This window comes from Bacillus sp. FJAT-27225, from assembly GCF_001685025.1.
GTDB lineage: Bacteria > Bacillota > Bacilli > Bacillales > Cytobacillaceae > Bacillus_D.
In genome coordinates this window covers 82,779-97,218 of the sequence record NZ_MAYU01000012.1, presented here as the reverse complement: position 1 = coordinate 97,218, position 14,440 = coordinate 82,779, and the positions used below count along the sequence as shown (strand labels likewise).

21 protein-coding genes are annotated in these 14,440 nt (G+C 45.4%); 15 read left to right on the top strand and 6 right to left on the bottom strand.

The window, feature by feature from the left end:
- Position 1 precedes the first annotated feature (1 nt).
- The 7 genes from A8F94_RS25690 (at position 2) to A8F94_RS08115 (ending at position 5,069) form a co-directional block, all read left to right on the top strand.
- Positions 2-133, top strand: coding sequence for a YuiA family protein (locus A8F94_RS25690; RefSeq protein ID WP_441294189.1), 132 nt, complete (start codon positions 2-4; stop codon positions 131-133).
- Positions 134-230: 97 nt separating this feature from the next.
- Complete coding sequence (locus A8F94_RS08145) at positions 231-548, top strand: YuiB family protein (protein ID WP_066198183.1); 318 nt, start codon at positions 231-233, stop codon at positions 546-548.
- 136 nt (positions 549-684) lie between these two features.
- The gene (locus tag A8F94_RS08140; RefSeq protein WP_066198180.1) at positions 685-1,404 is read left to right on the top strand and encodes a 3D domain-containing protein; all 720 of its coding nucleotides are present in this window, start codon (positions 685-687) and stop codon (positions 1,402-1,404) included.
- A 119-nt stretch (positions 1,405-1,523) separates the two neighbouring features.
- A complete protein-coding gene (locus A8F94_RS08135; protein ID WP_066198177.1) occupies positions 1,524-1,898 on the top strand; it encodes a DUF309 domain-containing protein in 375 nt (124 codons plus the stop codon).
- 69 nt (positions 1,899-1,967) lie between these two features.
- On the top strand, positions 1,968-3,476 hold the full coding sequence (locus A8F94_RS08130) for a leucyl aminopeptidase (RefSeq protein ID WP_066198172.1): 1,509 nt from the start codon (positions 1,968-1,970) through the stop codon (positions 3,474-3,476).
- A 278-nt stretch (positions 3,477-3,754) separates the two neighbouring features.
- Positions 3,755-4,003 carry a hypothetical protein gene (locus A8F94_RS08120; protein ID WP_066198167.1) on the top strand — a complete coding sequence of 83 codons (249 nt, stop codon included), beginning with the start codon at positions 3,755-3,757 and terminating at the stop codon, positions 4,001-4,003.
- Positions 4,004-4,421: 418 nt separating this feature from the next.
- Entirely contained in the window at positions 4,422-5,069 is a 648-nt protein-coding gene (locus tag A8F94_RS08115) for a DedA family protein (protein ID WP_066198160.1), read from the top strand.
- Positions 5,070-5,137: 68 nt separating this feature from the next.
- Here A8F94_RS08115 and A8F94_RS08110 read toward each other — a convergent pair whose 3' ends face one another.
- Positions 5,138-5,314 (bottom strand): asparagine synthase, encoded by a 177-nt coding sequence (locus tag A8F94_RS08110; RefSeq protein WP_066200329.1) that lies wholly within the window; start codon positions 5,312-5,314, stop codon positions 5,138-5,140.
- Between the two features lie 351 nt (positions 5,315-5,665).
- Here A8F94_RS08110 and A8F94_RS08105 point away from each other — a divergent pair, with 351 nt between their 5' ends.
- Complete coding sequence (locus A8F94_RS08105) at positions 5,666-6,052, top strand: hotdog fold thioesterase (RefSeq protein ID WP_066198155.1); 387 nt, start codon at positions 5,666-5,668, stop codon at positions 6,050-6,052.
- 207 nt (positions 6,053-6,259) lie between these two features.
- On the top strand, positions 6,260-6,880 hold the full coding sequence (gene kapD / locus A8F94_RS08100) for a 3'-5' exonuclease KapD (RefSeq protein ID WP_139070081.1): 621 nt from the start codon (positions 6,260-6,262) through the stop codon (positions 6,878-6,880).
- Between the two features lie 42 nt (positions 6,881-6,922).
- On the opposite strand, the gene A8F94_RS08095 is transcribed toward kapD, so the two are convergent.
- The gene (locus A8F94_RS08095; RefSeq protein WP_066198152.1) at positions 6,923-7,303 is read right to left on the bottom strand and encodes a kinase-associated lipoprotein B; all 381 of its coding nucleotides are present in this window, start codon (positions 7,301-7,303) and stop codon (positions 6,923-6,925) included.
- A gap of 121 nt (positions 7,304-7,424) precedes the next feature.
- Between A8F94_RS08095 and A8F94_RS08090 the strand changes: the two genes are divergently transcribed.
- Together A8F94_RS08090 and A8F94_RS08085 are read left to right on the top strand one after the other, a co-directional pair.
- Complete coding sequence (locus A8F94_RS08090) at positions 7,425-8,180, top strand: peptidylprolyl isomerase (protein WP_066198149.1); 756 nt, start codon at positions 7,425-7,427, stop codon at positions 8,178-8,180.
- Between the two features lie 114 nt (positions 8,181-8,294).
- Positions 8,295-8,501, top strand: a complete 207-nt coding sequence (locus A8F94_RS08085; RefSeq protein ID WP_066198146.1) for a hypothetical protein — start codon at positions 8,295-8,297, stop codon at positions 8,499-8,501.
- Between the two features lie 59 nt (positions 8,502-8,560).
- Here the strand turns inward: A8F94_RS08085 and A8F94_RS25685 are convergent, their stop codons facing one another.
- Positions 8,561-8,713, bottom strand: coding sequence for a hypothetical protein (locus A8F94_RS25685; RefSeq protein WP_175384376.1), 153 nt, complete (start codon positions 8,711-8,713; stop codon positions 8,561-8,563).
- 174 nt (positions 8,714-8,887) lie between these two features.
- Between A8F94_RS25685 and A8F94_RS08080 the strand changes: the two genes are divergently transcribed.
- Positions 8,888-9,826, top strand: a complete 939-nt coding sequence (locus A8F94_RS08080; protein ID WP_066198143.1) for a manganese-dependent inorganic pyrophosphatase — start codon at positions 8,888-8,890, stop codon at positions 9,824-9,826.
- Between the two features lie 440 nt (positions 9,827-10,266).
- Here the strand turns inward: A8F94_RS08080 and A8F94_RS08075 are convergent, their stop codons facing one another.
- The gene (locus A8F94_RS08075) at positions 10,267-11,427 is read right to left on the bottom strand and encodes a MalY/PatB family protein (protein WP_066198140.1); all 1,161 of its coding nucleotides are present in this window, start codon (positions 11,425-11,427) and stop codon (positions 10,267-10,269) included.
- 85 nt (positions 11,428-11,512) lie between these two features.
- On the opposite strand from A8F94_RS08075, the gene A8F94_RS08070 reads away from it, so the two are divergent.
- Positions 11,513-11,773: a DUF1871 family protein gene (locus A8F94_RS08070; protein WP_066198137.1), complete on the top strand. Its 261-nt coding sequence runs from the start codon at positions 11,513-11,515 to the stop codon at positions 11,771-11,773.
- A gap of 68 nt (positions 11,774-11,841) precedes the next feature.
- Here the strand turns inward: A8F94_RS08070 and A8F94_RS08065 are convergent, their stop codons facing one another.
- On the bottom strand, positions 11,842-12,669 hold the full coding sequence (locus A8F94_RS08065) for an alpha/beta fold hydrolase (RefSeq protein ID WP_066198134.1): 828 nt from the start codon (positions 12,667-12,669) through the stop codon (positions 11,842-11,844).
- Between the two features lie 98 nt (positions 12,670-12,767).
- Between A8F94_RS08065 and A8F94_RS08060 the strand changes: the two genes are divergently transcribed.
- Positions 12,768-13,211, top strand: a complete 444-nt coding sequence (locus A8F94_RS08060; protein ID WP_066198132.1) for a hypothetical protein — start codon at positions 12,768-12,770, stop codon at positions 13,209-13,211.
- 45 nt (positions 13,212-13,256) lie between these two features.
- Here A8F94_RS08060 and A8F94_RS08055 read toward each other — a convergent pair whose 3' ends face one another.
- Positions 13,257-13,574, bottom strand: coding sequence for a helix-turn-helix domain-containing protein (locus tag A8F94_RS08055; RefSeq protein WP_066198127.1), 318 nt, complete (start codon positions 13,572-13,574; stop codon positions 13,257-13,259).
- Positions 13,575-13,891: 317 nt separating this feature from the next.
- Between A8F94_RS08055 and yugI the strand changes: the two genes are divergently transcribed.
- Positions 13,892-14,290, top strand: a complete 399-nt coding sequence (gene yugI, locus A8F94_RS08050) for a S1 domain-containing post-transcriptional regulator GSP13 (RefSeq protein ID WP_066198125.1) — start codon at positions 13,892-13,894, stop codon at positions 14,288-14,290.
- The last annotated feature ends 150 nt before the right edge of the window (positions 14,291-14,440 follow it).

Here is a 14,440-nt window from a genome sequence, read left to right as displayed (position 1 = left end):
GATGGCGACAACGAAAGCGAAAGCAGATTCTAAAAAATGTGATTATTGCGGGGGGCATGGTTATTTTCAGCTGCTGCTTGGCGGTTCTGAAACATGTTCCTGCTGCGGCGGTTCAGGGAAAAAGGGAAAATAGTTTTATGAGGAAAGGAGTTCAACCTTCCTGTAAGTAAGTCTGTTGACTCACTCTCCGAGGTTAAGTAAACTAGACTTGAAAGTCTGGGGGGAGTTATATGGGACTGGTTGAACTAATTATCTCGGTATTGTTGTTCTTTGTATTGTTTTTCGGGATCGGATTTATCCTGAATATGCTATTAAGAATGTCATGGGTCATGGCAATCATCTATCCAATCGTAGTCTTTATGATCGTTGATAAAGTCAGGTTTATAGAATATTTTACAAACTCAAAAGCTGCATTTTCAGAGCTGGGTGAAAGGCTCGTCTCGCTTGCTTCCGCCGATATTATCATTCTTACAAGCGGGATGGTAGGGGCATTGGCAGCCGGGGCTGCAATCAAGCTTTTACGGAAAAATGGATACCGGATGTTCTAGCCTTTTTCTTTCGTGAAGAAGGTTTTTTTTCTGTCCGTCTAGGCAAATTTTCCTGCTGAAAATTATTTATTTCCTCCTTTTATGATTATTTTCCTGAATCTTGGGAAAGATTGTGTTGGGAGGAGTGAAAAATTTTATGAACCTACTTACAGCATGGGCAAAGCGATTGGCCATGGCAATTTTGTTTGTAATGGCGCTCACAACCACTTTCCAGTCCATCTCGGGAGTAGAAGCGAGGATGCTTATTACCTATTCCGGATCAGGACCGGTTGCCCACGAAAAGGATACTAGTTTTGAATCTTTGTTTGCCCATAAATTTAAAGAAATTGGATTGGCATTAAAAAGTCTTGGCCAGGCAGTTATGCCGGAGCAGCTGATTTCATCGAGTACCGCGGTTGCAGGCCCGCCGCCAACTCTTGAGGAAGCGATTGACTGGAGCAAGTACAAGAAAAAAACCGTCATTGCAACAGGTTACACCGCCGGCGTTGAATCGACCGGAAAGGACGAAAGCCACCCAGCCTATGGAATTACATACTCCGGTGTAAAAGTGAAACGGGATTTATTTTCAACGATTGCTGCTGACCCCAGAGTTTTTCCGATAGGGACGGTCTTGTTCATTCCTGACTATGGTTACGGTGTAGTGGCCGATACTGGCAGCGCTATCAAAGGACATAAGCTCGACCTGTATTATGAAACAGTTGATGATGTCTACAACGATTGGGGCAAGCGCACTCTCGATGTGTATATCGTTAAAATGGGCAAAGGCAAGCTTACAGAGAAGGAACTTGCGAACATGAATGCAACAGAGTCGCTGCAGGTTTTCAGGCAGCAGTATATCAAATCCGAAAAGAAATAATACTATTTTTTACGGCTGACAAAATGTTGTCAGCTATTTTTTGTTTCCTGAAAAATTTGCCTCTTGCTTTGTGAAATGCTCATGACCCGGTTATGATGAACTTTAAGGGAGGAGGGTTTATGATGTATCCGCCGGAGTATTACGAGTTTTTTATTAAATTTAACGAGGGCGACTATTATACATGCCATGACCTTCTTGAGGAGATGTGGATGGAGGAGAAGGGAAACCTGTTTTTTAAGGGCCTCTTGCAGATGAGTGTTGCCATTTACCACTACGAATATGGAAATGTGAAGGGCGCTCGGTTAATGATGCAAGCGGCCCATGACTATTTACAGGGGTATCGGCCGCGGTACTGGGGGCTTGATTTGGAAAAAGTATATGCTTTTATTGAAGAATGCCAGAGGCGGATTCCGGATGCCGTAGACCGGGTTCCGTATGAAAAAGTAGGCTTGCTTCCGGCCCTTCCTCAGCTGTATTTGTATCTGGAGGATTAAAGGGCTGCCTCTGGGTATTTTTCGCAAGATTCGCTATAATTGAAAGGTAGGATTTAAGGAGGTTAGGATATGTTTACTGTTAAAACCGAGGTCGACTTTAAGGCCAGTCACGATAATCTGCTAATCGGTCTTTACGACCGGCCGGTCAAATTTGATGGCGTACTAGCCGGACTAGATGAATTGTTTGATGGGCAGTTGAATGAGCTTGCTAAAGAAGGCGACCTTTCGGCAAAGCTGAAGGAAGTTGGGAAAGTACATAGCTTTGGAAAAATTGGAGCCAGGAAACTTTGGTTCGTCGGCCTTGGCCGGGAGAAGGAGATTACGTTTGATAAACTGCGTGAAGCACTCGGGCGCGCCTTTAAAGCGCTAAACGGGGCAAAGCAGGAAGAAACAGCTGTCCTGCTCGATTCATTTGTTACAGATGATCTTGAAGCGGATGATGCCGCCTATGCAGTGGCTGAGAGCTTGACCTTGGCTACATATAAATTTGACGGCTATAAGCAAAAGCCGAATGAACCGGAAAAGAAACTTGATAGCATAACAATTTATACGTCAAATGCTGATGAGGATGCAATCAGGGCATCCTTGATTGTTGGGCATGCCTATGGACAAGGGACGAATTCCGCACGGACGCTTGTAAACTTGCCAGGCAATATGCTGAAGGCTTCCGATATAGCGGATTATGCCAGTGCACTCGGTGAAAAATATGGTTTTGAAACAGAAGTTCTTGGGCTTGAGGAAATTAAGCAATTGGGAATGGGCGCCTTGCTTGCAGTCAACCAGGGCTCAACAGAAGAACCTAGGATGATTGTTCTCAAATATCAGGGCAAGGAAACGTGGGAAGATGCGATCGGCCTTGTCGGCAAGGGAATTACGTTTGACACTGGCGGCTATTCTATTAAGACGAAGACCGGCATTGTTGGCATGAAAACCGATATGGCGGGTGCTGCAGCAGTTCTTGGCGCAATGGAAATCATTGGGGAGCTGAAGCCGGATCAGAATGTTGTCGCAGTCATCCCATCAACTGACAATATGATCGGCGGCCAGGCATTCAAGCCTGATGATGTCATCACCTCTTTGAATGGAAAAACAATCGAAGTGCTGAATACGGATGCAGAAGGCCGTCTTGTCCTTGCTGACGCGATTACATATGCGAAACAGCATGGAGCAAACTATCTTGTCGATGTTGCGACGTTGACAGGCGGTGTTATTACCGCACTTGGGCTCCACACAACCGGTGCAATGACAAACAATGAAGCACTGTATGAGCAGGTGCTCGAGGCATCGTTTGAGGCTGGCGAACAAATGTGGCAGCTGCCAATTTTTGAAAAAGACCTTGAGCGAGTGAGAGGCTCTAAAATTGCTGATTTGAATAATTCTCCTGGCTCTGAAGGGCATGCGGTCATGGGCGGTGCGTTTGTTGGCGAATTTGCCGAGGGCACACCTTGGGTCCACCTTGATATTGCAGGAACAGCCACAACCAAGAGTGGCAATGATCTTGGACCAGCAGGCGCGACAGGCGTCATGACAAGGACACTCGCCCTGTTTGTTGAGCGGTTCGATCCGCTGGAAAAATAATATATATGCCAATAAACCCCTGGTTGGACCGGGGGTTTTTGTCTGTATATGAAAGCAACTTCTGAACAAAAATTTGGACTCAAGGACATTTCCACATTCAAGACAGGTCAATTTGTCCTTGAACGGCTAGCTCAAGAACATTTCGCGCATACCCTCAGGTTTAACATGTCTCTACCATTCTTTAAGACCCGAAATAGCATGCCCGCCCACGCCTCCTACTCCGCTTTTGCATATGTAATAAAGAAGGGAGAGTTTTTATAAAAAAAGGAGGTTCCCGGATGTATCAACATCAACCAATCAATTATTATCACCGTGGAGGAGACCAGAGGATATTTGCGGCACCGCTGGTAGGAGGTTTTCTAGGAGGCTTATTGGGCAGCGCTATTGCACCACGACCATTCTACGGAGGCGGGTTCGGCTTCGGTGGCGGCTTTGCTCCGTATGGGGGTTATGGAGCTTTTTCACCGTATGGTTTTAACCAACCGTTTGGCTATGGTTACGGATTTGGTAATCCTTATTTCATTTAGTAAGCAAGTGAGCTGTCCTTCAATGGGGCAGCTCTTTTGTTTATAAAGGCCTGTAGTGGGGGTACAAATTGATTGAACAGATGAGGAATGGCAGCGGGGTTGTTTTTCAACATGGAGGTAGTGTGATAAAATAGAAGAATAAACTCCATTTGATTGTATACCCCTTCATCTCTCTTCTGGTCATCGGTACGTAGTCTGAATAGCTTCATGCCTTATAACAGACTGCTTTATCATAGGACAACAGCTTTATTAAAAATGAATGGTTTCCGCAGAGTAGATTCCAATATTCCATCATATAAATGTAAGTCTTTTCCGGCAGTACCCGCCATACTGTATATGAACAGACGTTAGGCGAAGGTGAAAGAAGGGTTCACCAAAAGCATCATTCGAAATTTGGCAGGCGAGGAGGGATTTATGTATGGATTTTGAATTTTTGGTTGATATACTGGAGAAAAGCGGCTACAGCGGTTTGTTTTTGTGGATTTTGCTTGGTGCTTCCACGCTGCCTGTCCCAAATGAATTGATTATGATGACGATTGGTCTGGCTGCTTCACAGACTCCATCCAATGCCATCCCTATTTTCCTGACAACTAACGCTGGAGTCCTGGCAGCAGTTAGTGCAAGCTATCTGCTTGGCCGTATCATTGGCCGCCCGCTCCTTCAGTTTATTAGTAAAAAGAAACGGTTTGCGAAGAAGCTTGCAAAATCACAAAGGCTCATGGATAAGTACCACGCATACTCACTCTCTTTCAGCTATTTTTTGCCGGGAGCACGCAGCATCATCCCGTTCCTTTATGGATTCAGCAAGCTATCTTTTCAAAAATTTGCTTTGTACGCCTATACTGGCGCGACTCTCTGGCTGCTTATTATGTTCACAACAGGCTACATATTCGGGGATAATATTGATGTAGCGGCAGCATATGCGGGTGAAATAGGGCTGATTGTATTTGTCTTCGGGATTATTATCTTTGGTGCCATTAAGCGCCACCGTAAAAAGCGGCTTCCTGGTGATGATCATCTTGTTCAAGCAGCTGTCCCGGCCCTTCAAAAAGGAAGTTCGGATTAATCAGGAATATGTTTACAAAAAAGACAGCCCGACTGAACCGGGCTGCCTCTCATTCGCGGAAACTCCTTTTACAACTCATTTCTGTGTTCGAATAGGTCAATTGCCCCAAGCACAACATGAGCAAGGCCGAACCCCATCACAGTATTGGATACCGTCTTATTGAATCCACTGTTTCGGGACATCGCGTAGCCGGCTGCAGTGACAGCCGTTCCGAGAATTGTCGGGACAAGCCCTTCTCTGTTCATTTCCAAACGGCTCACCTCTTTTGAATCGTAGGGTTGTGTTTTGTTTTCCGCCAGTCCACGCTTGTGGACATACATAGTATGAGCAGTCCTTATTTAATTACTATAGAACTTTTTTTATCCCGCATTAAGGGTCAGTAAGCCTCTTTCAAGGGCAACTGTCCCTAAATGCCCGATTGGTGAGATACAGTGAAACTTGCCGCTGTGAACTTCAGCGGCATAGTTGAACTAATCGGGTTCGTAGTGCCGATTGGTCGCCGTAATTTGGCGAGTTAGCGGCAGTAGAAGGGGACTAACAATCAGTGGAAAATCACCACTGATTGAAGTTTCACTTTATGGAAAGAAGGGGTTAGGATGGAATTAAAGAACACGATGATTGAAACGCTGGGCATGGAGATTACGCTGCTTGAAAGAGGAAGGGTCGAGGCAACGATGCCTGTGGATAGCCGGACGCACCAGCCGTTTGGCATTTTGCATGGGGGGGCTTCTGTGGCACTTGCGGAAACAGTGGCCAGTATTGGCGCGTATGAATTAGTGGATAAAGAAACTGAAGGCGTTGCAGGGCTCGAGATAAACTCCAACCATATTCGTGCAAAAGCAGAGGGAACCGTCAAAGCCGTTGCTACCGTCCTCCACCAGGGTAGGACAACACAGGTGTGGGATATAAAAATCACTGATGAACAAGACAAGCTGATTTGTGTTTCAAGATGTACGATGGCAGTTCTCAAGCTGAAAAAATAATCAATCGCAAGGCAGCCATGGCGCTGTCTTGTTTTTTTTTGACTAGGGCATATTCACTTTTGTTTTATTGTAAAAAAATTAAAAAAATTCACTTTTTCCATGCTATAATATAAGAAAAATTTAAAATATAGAGCACGCGCACAAGTATTTGTACATGTTCCTTTATATACTGTAGTACAAGGCGTGCAGGGGAAAGGAGTGGATGAAGTGACACTGAAAAAACAGTATTTGTTTATTGATTTTGAATTTACCATGCCTCAGAAGAATGTAAGATCCAGGGAATTCTATCCTGAAATCATTGAGGCTGGCATTGTATCAGTTGTTGATAACAAGATTCAATCCCAGTTTTCAGCTTATGTAGTGCCGGCACGGTTCCCAATACTATCTGAACGTTGCAAATCATTCCTACATATTACCCAGCAGCAAATTGATACAGGGATTCCATTTTCCGAATTGGTCAAGCATTTTGAGGAATTGGGGCGCGGGTACGAAAACATCATTGTTACATGGGGAAACATGGATATGAAGGTGCTTCGGCAAAATTGTGCCGCATCGGGGCTGGCATTCCCGCTTTCGGGGCTTGAAGTCGATCTATCGATGGAGTACAAACGGTTTTTTGGCGACCAGAATCAAACAGGGCTTTGGAAGGCTGTACAGGAGTATGGAAAGGAAGGCACCGGAAAGCACCATCGTGCACTTGATGACGCGCTAACGACCTATAATATTTTCAAGCTTGTAGAAAAGGATAAGCGGTATCTGGGAAAACCAAAGCCAACAACGATTGGTGACAGGGTTGATTTTTCAAAGCTGTTAAACGAATTCGCATAAAAGGCCAAATCACTATCATGTGGTTTGGCCTTTGTCGTTGTTTTACTTGAAATAGTCCTTCTCAAGGGATTCGATGTTACGCAGGCTCATTTGCGCGAAAGCACTTTCCTCACCTTCAAGTTCATCCTTCAACTTTTCAAGGGCAAGCTTTAATGACTCCTTGTATTCCGGAACATCACCCTCATGCTTTTTGACCATTTGCTTTGGGATCACTGCGCCTTCGCGAAACGATAATGCACGGCGTTCATGGAAAAAGCCAACTTCTGCATCCTTCGGGTGATGGAGATCACCTTGCATTGGGTGTTTGGTAACAGCCAATACCCGAACCAAAAAGCCTGCTGGCCTTTCCTCGACGAATTCTCCTATGTACTTTCCGGTTTTGTAAATTGCCGTTACAATGTCGCCCTTCTTAAATTCGGACAAGCAGGACCAGCTCCTTTTCTTTAAAAATTGCCTTTGTTCTTATTATGAGGGAAGATTATATAAAAACAAAGTGCAAAACAACTGTGTTTCATGTAAATTAAAACAATGGAGGGATGCTTTTATGAAAAAGAAGATTCTTGCGTCTTTATTTGGCGCTATGCTGATTTTATCCGCTTGCGGCAACTCTGAGGACAATGCCGAAAAGCAAACGAACAACGGTTCTGGCGGCAATGCCGGACAGGAAGCTCCAAAGGAGGAAACACCCCAGGAGCAAGCCAAGGCACCTGAAGGCGGCTATCCTCAGCTTTCAACTGAAGTCGCTGAGAATGAACGCCTAGTTGAGATGGTGACCTCAATGGGGACAATCAAAATCAAGCTTTTTCCTGAGCTTGCACCAAAGACTGTAGATAACTTCATTAAACTGAGCGAAAAAAATTATTATGATGGAATTACCTTTCACCGAGTTATTAAGGACTTCATGATACAGGGCGGCGACCCGGAAGGCACTGGAAGAGGTGGAGAGAGCGCGTTTGGCGGCCCATTCGAGGATGAGTTCAGCGAAAGCCTGCTGCATTTCCGCGGTGCTTTATCAATGGCGAATTCCGGTCCAAATACAAACGGCAGCCAGTTCTTCATTGTCCAAAACGACAACCTTGATGAAGGCTTGGCCGGACAAATGAAAAGTGCGGGCTATCCTGATGAAGCGATCAAAGGCTATGAAAAGGGTGGTACCCCAACACTCGACTTCAGGCATGCTGTGTTTGGACAAGTTATTGAAGGAATGGAAGTTGTCGACAAGATTGCCAGTGTGGAAACCGGCGACCAGGACAAGCCTGTGAAGGATGTCGTCATAGAGGATATTAAAATTGTGAAATAATTTGATTTAGAAACGGTCACTTGTGGTATGCCTGGTTCCGTATCTTTATTCAGGTTTTTCAGATAACGGTATGCTATACTACAAGTGTATTTTGTCCGAGAGGAAGTAATTGCAATGGAATCCCTGGTATTGTCGATGTTCCTTTATTTTCCGCAAGACAAAACTGAATACATTCCTGCTGCGATTTCGTTCTTCTTTTTCTTTGTGGCCTGTGTCCTCACCTTTCGGCTGATTCTGAGGGTCTCGCAAAAGGAAGCAAGAAAAGCGAAGGAGCTCGAGGAAAAGCTGCTTCAAAAAGAACAATCGGGAGGAAACAGTTGAGAACTGTTTCCTTTTTTAATGACCTCTTTCCGGAAACCATGAATCTTCACGGCCGTGCTTTAGTGGTTATCCGGGTTTTGCTCTTTCTTTGTTGATTTTTCTTCACGTCCTATTTCATTGCCGGTTGTAAATTCATACGATGCTTCGACACCGGAATATTTGGCTTTATTGCCTTTTGGGACGCGGTACTGAGAAAGATTTCTGTATGGCATATTCTTCTTCCTTTCTAAAAAAATGGACCTGTCGCCTTTACCTTTTACGAATGTAGCGTTTGCAATTCAAGGCAATTTCGGTTTTTTTGCTGGCAGATTAGAAATGAAGAGGAATAACTGATAAAATAAAAAACGCACACTATATTTTATGTTTTTCAAGGAGAGAATTGTTGAATGAATAAGGTTCTTGTATTCGGCCACAAAAATCCTGATACGGATAGTATTTGTTCCGCTATAGCGTATGCGGAGTTAAAACGGAAGCTTGGCGTTGATGCGGAAGCTGTTCGCCTCGGTGAAATCAATGGCGAAACTGCTCATGCACTTGCTGCATTCGGTGCTGAGGCTCCACGCCTTGTTGAAAAAGTTTCTGGTGAGGCTGCAGGTGTTATCCTGGTTGACCATAATGAAAGGCAGCAAAGTGCGGACGATATTGCAGAAGTCAGCATCCTTGAAGTGATTGACCACCACAGGATTGCAAACTTTGAAACAAGCGATCCTCTTTATTACCGCGCAGAGCCTGTAGGCTGCACAGCAACGATTTTAAACAAGATCTACAAGGAAAAGGGTGTTGAAATTGAAAAGGCGACTGCAGGCCTAATGCTGTCTGCAATCATTTCCGATTCCCTTTTATTCAAATCGCCTACATGCACACAGGAAGATATTGATGCAGCTGCCGAGCTTGCTGAAATCGCTGGTTTTGATGCGAATGAGTACGGCCTGGCTATGCTGAAAGCTGGAGCGGATTTGAGCGACAAGACTATTGCTCAACTGATTTCGCTTGACGCGAAGGAATTCCAAATGGGTTCAAGCAAGGTCGAAATTGCTCAAGTGAATGCTGTAGATACAAACGATGTGATGAGCAGGAAAGCTGAGCTGGAGGATGCGCTTACCGCAGTTGTAGAGGCGAAGGGTTTAGACTTGTTCCTATTCGTTGTAACAGATATTTTAACAAACGATTCAGTCGGACTTGCGATTGGCCGCGCAGCTTCTGCAGTTGAAGAAGCATACAACGTCCCACTCTTAGATAACACTGCTGTACTGAAAGGCGTCGTGTCACGGAAAAAACAAATCGTTCCGGTCTTGACAGAAACATTCCAAAAGCGCAATCAATAAACAAAAGCGGAAGCGCCTCGGTCATCGCCGTACAAACTGGAGGGACTTCCACTGAGATAAAGGAATCACGATGAGCGAAGCGAGTCGATGATGACTTATCGTAGGGAGGAGGCCTGAAGTTTGCTAGGCGATAGGTGCTGGAGCTAGACGTAGGTACGCTCAGTAAAAAAGTTTTACACTGTCGCGAAATCTATAACTTCCTTATTAGGATTGAAAATGCCGTCCCTGGGCTGTTCCCGGGGGCGGCATTTTTGTTTCGAATTTCAGTTTGTCCTGATTAAATGAAAACCTGTCCTGAATCATTGATTTTTTGTCCTGTATTTACAAAAATGTGTCCAGATTAAAAAAAGGACGGCAAACGTGAACCGTTCCTCTTAACACGCAAGCGAGAACCGCTCACACGGCAAGAGAACCGTCCCCGTTGTTCGGCTGGCTGCCTTCTAGCCGAGTGCCTTTTTTATCCTCTGCAAGCCGTCGATGAGGACGTCGCGGGGGCAGCCGATGTTCATGCGGAGGAAGCCTTCGCCACCTGTGCCGTATTTTGGGCCGGGTTCGAGTCCAACTTTGCCAACCTCGACCAGCCTTTTCATTAGTTCGTCATCCGTCAGGCCAAGCTGACGGCAATCAAGCCAAAGTAAATAAGAAGCGTCAGGTTCGACCAGCTTCACATCAGGGAGCTCACGGGCAATAAATTCCCGGGCAGCCGTGACATTCTCATCAAGATACGTAATAAGTCTTTCAAGCCAGTCCGAGCCATGTGCATAGGCCGCCTCCATTGCCGCAATCCCGATAGCATTTAGGGTGAAAAAGCCCTGCCGTTTTTGATTGGCCTGAAATGTTTCCTTTAGGCTCTCGTTGGAAATGATTACAGCAGAGGTTTGCAGCCCAGCCAGATTAAAGGTTTTGCTTGGTGCAATACAGGTGATCGTCTTCTCAGCGATTTCGTCACCCAGGCTTGCAATCGGAATATGGCGGTGGCCGCTAAAAACAATATCCGAATGAATCTCATCCGATAGAATCAGACAGTCATATTGAATGCAAAGTTCCGACATCCTTAACAGCTCGTCCTTTGTCCAGACGCGCCCGCCAGGGTTATGCGGATTGCAAAGCAAGAACAGCTTGCAGCCTTTTTTCAAAGAGGCTTCAAAGCTGTCAAAGTCAATTTCATACCGGCCATCCTTCAAAACGAGGGGAGACCGCTCAACGATTCGCCCGTTTAGTTCGGCCATGTCAAAAAACGGTGTATAGACGGGCGGCTGGACAAGAATCCGGTCCCCTGGCTGTGAAAAGGATTGAATTGCGATGCTTATCGATGGGACAACACCTGGTGAAAACAAAATCCATGAAGGGAGGATTTGCCAACTATGCCTTTGTTCAACCCAGCTGCTGATTGCGCGATAAACAACAGGCGGAACAAAGGTGTAGCCAAAAACGCCATGGTCAACCCTGGCTTTAATTGCATCCAGTACCTGCTGTGGCGGGTGGAAATCCATATCGGCGACCCACATCGGCAAAACGTCAGCCGTCCCGTAAATCTCCTTTGTCATTTCCCATTTAACCGAGGCGGTCCGTAAACGGTCTATTTTCTCATCAAAGTTCATTATAAATTCCCCCTTCTTGATACATTTCAACAACTCCCGCGCTATGGTAAGATAGTCAGGAATAAAAAAGAATGCAGGTGAAAGCATGGAAACAGCCACATTGAATTTTCTGCTTGCAGATGAAGTGAATGATTGGGATCCATTCCGCCTTGGTGGCGGGTGTTATGATACAGAAATCGCCGATATCGTCGCGGCTGTCCATGAGCTTGACAGTGTCGCGGAACTAGCGAGGCGTATCCAGGATATTTTTGATTTTTCATTCGAGGAGAAACTTCCACTCGATGAATGCCGAAAAGCCGCAAGCAGGATGCTCATGCTGAAAAATGATAGTTCGTGTGAAATCTAGGCTTTTCGCGGCCGCCATGCCCATGCAATAACGGGCGTAGGCGCAAAGCACTTTTTAAAGAAAAGTCCTTAGCCAATAAAGTCACGCATCAGTTCATATACCTTTTCGGGCTCCTCTTCCATGATGAGGTGCCCGGTGTTTTTCAGAACGACCAGCTCCGAGTTCTTGAGGTCGCCCTGGAGCCGTTTGCCGACTGCTACAGGTGTGACGCGGTCGTGTTCTCCCCAGATTAGAAGGGAGGGCACATCGAGCTGCTTGAGTGCTTCCGGAGGCAGGTCGCCTTCTCTGTCATGAATGAATTTTCCGAGCCCGTGGAACATTTCCTTGTTTAAAAAAGGCTGCATATAGCCTCTGAGCATGTCTTCGTCAATGAGTGACTGGTCATGCACGACAAGCTTTAGGTTGTCCTTGACGCCCCCTGAGCGGACGAGCCAGCGTTTGACGGCAAGATGGAAGAGTGGAAGCCTGCTCCCAATCGATAAAAGGCGGCCCGGCGGCTTGAGGTATCCGGAGCTGCATAATAGTACAACCTTCTCGGCAATATCGGGCTCAAGGGCGATCATGTTGAGTGAATGTTGTCCGCCCATTGAATGCCCGGCGAGGATCGGCTTTTTTATTTCCAGATCCTTTAGCAGGGTAATAAGGGTTGAGGCAATGTTTTTGTATGTATACAAAAAGCTTTTTGCTTTGCCGCTTTTTCCAAACGGCGGAACGTCGACCGAGAGGATATTATAGTCCTTTTGCAATAGCGGCACGAGCTTTCGGAAGCAAAAGGTGGATGCGAGAAATCCGTGGATAAGGACGACTGTTTTTGCTTCCGGGCGGCAGGGATGCCATTCGTAATACAGGTCAATTCCATTAATCTTTTTTATGTTTGCTTCAGCGGTTTGAGACATGCCCGGCCTCCTTTGTTATTTTCTACTAAAGTATATACCTTTTTAGCATGCCCCTAAATCATTTAAGCTTTTCTATTTTCATTGAGGAGGAGACAAGGTTGACAATCCTATGTGCAGGGGTCACCGGTTTCGAGCCCGCACCATCAGTAGACAGTGTCCTTTTTAAAAAAATCTGCCAGTCTGTCCCTGGTTTTAGAGTTGTTGATTTTTCGCCTGCCCACCCAGGTCGGAACTATCATGAGTGCAGTGCTCTTACCGAAGAAGGCAGGTTTCGTATCTTGTTGAATGCCCATTATCCGTATCTGGCTTTTGCAAAGTCGGAAGCACTCGAATTTCTTGATAAGCCTGGACTAACCGGTATGTTTGAGCAGCATTATCAGGTACTTAGTCCATTGCAATTGTCCGAACCATTGCATTTTGGAAAAAAGGGCAAAAAGATATATGTGGTGAACGAGAATACACTGCATGAAGCGGACCTTTTGCAACTTGCCTATTGGAGGCCAGGCACTGTTGGGGAGGCAGTCTTTAACCACTGGGATTAAAGCAAAACGGCAAGCCGCGTGGGCCTGCCGTTTTTTTATGAAAAATCATGAGGTAATTGCTTTGTCATCAACTGCCTTCTGAAGGATCAGTCGGGCTTTTTCCTTGCCGAGCTCATTGATGAGCAGGTCAATCTCCTGATCGAGGACAGAATGCTTTGCGTGGCAGGTTGTGCCCAATAAGTCTGAAGGAGCAACATCAAGGACAGTACTAATTTTCAGTACGGTTTGGACTTCCGGAATCTTTGCACCTGTTTCATACTTTTCAAGTGTCTGTATACCGATTCGGGCTTTTCTGGCAAGCTCCTGCCTTGTCATGTTTTGCATTTCGCGTATTTCCTGAATCTTTTTCCCTATCATGCTCATTGCTATTACCTCCCTTGTAAAAATACATCTTATGGCGAGAACGGAGAACTCTGGATGAGGTGCAGTAGGCATATTTAATTTGCGAGACTTTTCTACTATTATTGTATCACTTGGAAGAAGTGCATTTTAGTCGAAATTCTGAACAAACTGTTACCATTATCCAGTCTTTCCCTATAAGTTGCGTTTAATCTGGATAGGTCAGTGGAATACGTGTAAGGAGACATCATTCGCTGGCTTTGATTAAGTGAGTCATTTGTGATATAATTTTATATTGCGTATAAATGAGAATAAATTAATTCAAACCTAGGAGTGTTACTATGTCGGAAAAAATTGAAACAGGTAGTGTCCTGACAGGAAAAGTTACCGGGATTCAGCCTTACGGAGCGTTTGTTGCGCTTGATGGAAATACCCAGGGACTCGTCCATATTTCAGAAATTACTCATGGCTATGTAAAGGATATCAATGACTTTCTAAAGGTCGGAGATGAAGTGAATGTAAAGGTTTTGTCTGTTGATGAAGAAGCTGGAAAAGTAAGCCTATCGATCAGGGCTACTGAAGAAGCGCCTGCACCGCAGCAGCGTGCTAAAAAGCCGCGCCCCAAGCGCCAGGCTGCGGCTATTATGCCAGAAGCTGAGCAACAGCAAGGTTTTAACACCTTGAAAGAAAAACTGCAGGAATGGATTGACCAATCCCAGCAGGAAGAAGTAAATAAGTAAGAGTGAAAAGTCTGTACCTGAATGGGTATGGGCTTTTTTTATTTTACTGGACTATTTCTGAATCCTAGCGGATCCCACCCACCTTTCATAGCGGGCCCCGCATCTTCTTTTCGTTGTGCTTTTTTCTATTATACAATTACTACAAAATTC

What these genes read in the sequence shown, in the direction of transcription:
- A8F94_RS25690 (WP_441294189.1), top strand. Translation starts at nt 2, where the DNA reads ATGGCGACAACGAAAGCGAAAGCAGATTCTAAAAAATGTGATTATTGC.
- A8F94_RS08145 (WP_066198183.1), top strand. Translation starts at nt 231, where the DNA reads ATGGGACTGGTTGAACTAATTATCTCGGTATTGTTGTTCTTTGTATTG.
- A8F94_RS08140 (WP_066198180.1), top strand. Translation starts at nt 685, where the DNA reads ATGAACCTACTTACAGCATGGGCAAAGCGATTGGCCATGGCAATTTTG.
- A8F94_RS08135 (WP_066198177.1), top strand. Translation starts at nt 1,524, where the DNA reads ATGATGTATCCGCCGGAGTATTACGAGTTTTTTATTAAATTTAACGAG.
- A8F94_RS08130 (WP_066198172.1), top strand. Translation starts at nt 1,968, where the DNA reads ATGTTTACTGTTAAAACCGAGGTCGACTTTAAGGCCAGTCACGATAAT.
- A8F94_RS08120 (WP_066198167.1), top strand. Translation starts at nt 3,755, where the DNA reads ATGTATCAACATCAACCAATCAATTATTATCACCGTGGAGGAGACCAG.
- A8F94_RS08115 (WP_066198160.1), top strand. Translation starts at nt 4,422, where the DNA reads ATGGATTTTGAATTTTTGGTTGATATACTGGAGAAAAGCGGCTACAGC.
- A8F94_RS08110 (WP_066200329.1), bottom strand. Translation starts at nt 5,314, where the DNA reads ATGAACAGAGAAGGGCTTGTCCCGACAATTCTCGGAACGGCTGTCACT.
- A8F94_RS08105 (WP_066198155.1), top strand. Translation starts at nt 5,666, where the DNA reads ATGGAATTAAAGAACACGATGATTGAAACGCTGGGCATGGAGATTACG.
- A8F94_RS08090 (WP_066198149.1), top strand. Translation starts at nt 7,425, where the DNA reads ATGAAAAAGAAGATTCTTGCGTCTTTATTTGGCGCTATGCTGATTTTA.
- A8F94_RS08085 (WP_066198146.1), top strand. Translation starts at nt 8,295, where the DNA reads ATGGAATCCCTGGTATTGTCGATGTTCCTTTATTTTCCGCAAGACAAA.
- A8F94_RS25685 (WP_175384376.1), bottom strand. Translation starts at nt 8,713, where the DNA reads ATGCCATACAGAAATCTTTCTCAGTACCGCGTCCCAAAAGGCAATAAA.
- A8F94_RS08080 (WP_066198143.1), top strand. Translation starts at nt 8,888, where the DNA reads ATGAATAAGGTTCTTGTATTCGGCCACAAAAATCCTGATACGGATAGT.
- A8F94_RS08075 (WP_066198140.1), bottom strand. Translation starts at nt 11,427, where the DNA reads ATGAACTTTGATGAGAAAATAGACCGTTTACGGACCGCCTCGGTTAAA.
- A8F94_RS08070 (WP_066198137.1), top strand. Translation starts at nt 11,513, where the DNA reads ATGGAAACAGCCACATTGAATTTTCTGCTTGCAGATGAAGTGAATGAT.
- A8F94_RS08065 (WP_066198134.1), bottom strand. Translation starts at nt 12,669, where the DNA reads ATGTCTCAAACCGCTGAAGCAAACATAAAAAAGATTAATGGAATTGAC.
- A8F94_RS08055 (WP_066198127.1), bottom strand. Translation starts at nt 13,574, where the DNA reads ATGAGCATGATAGGGAAAAAGATTCAGGAAATACGCGAAATGCAAAAC.
- yugI (WP_066198125.1), top strand. Translation starts at nt 13,892, where the DNA reads ATGTCGGAAAAAATTGAAACAGGTAGTGTCCTGACAGGAAAAGTTACC.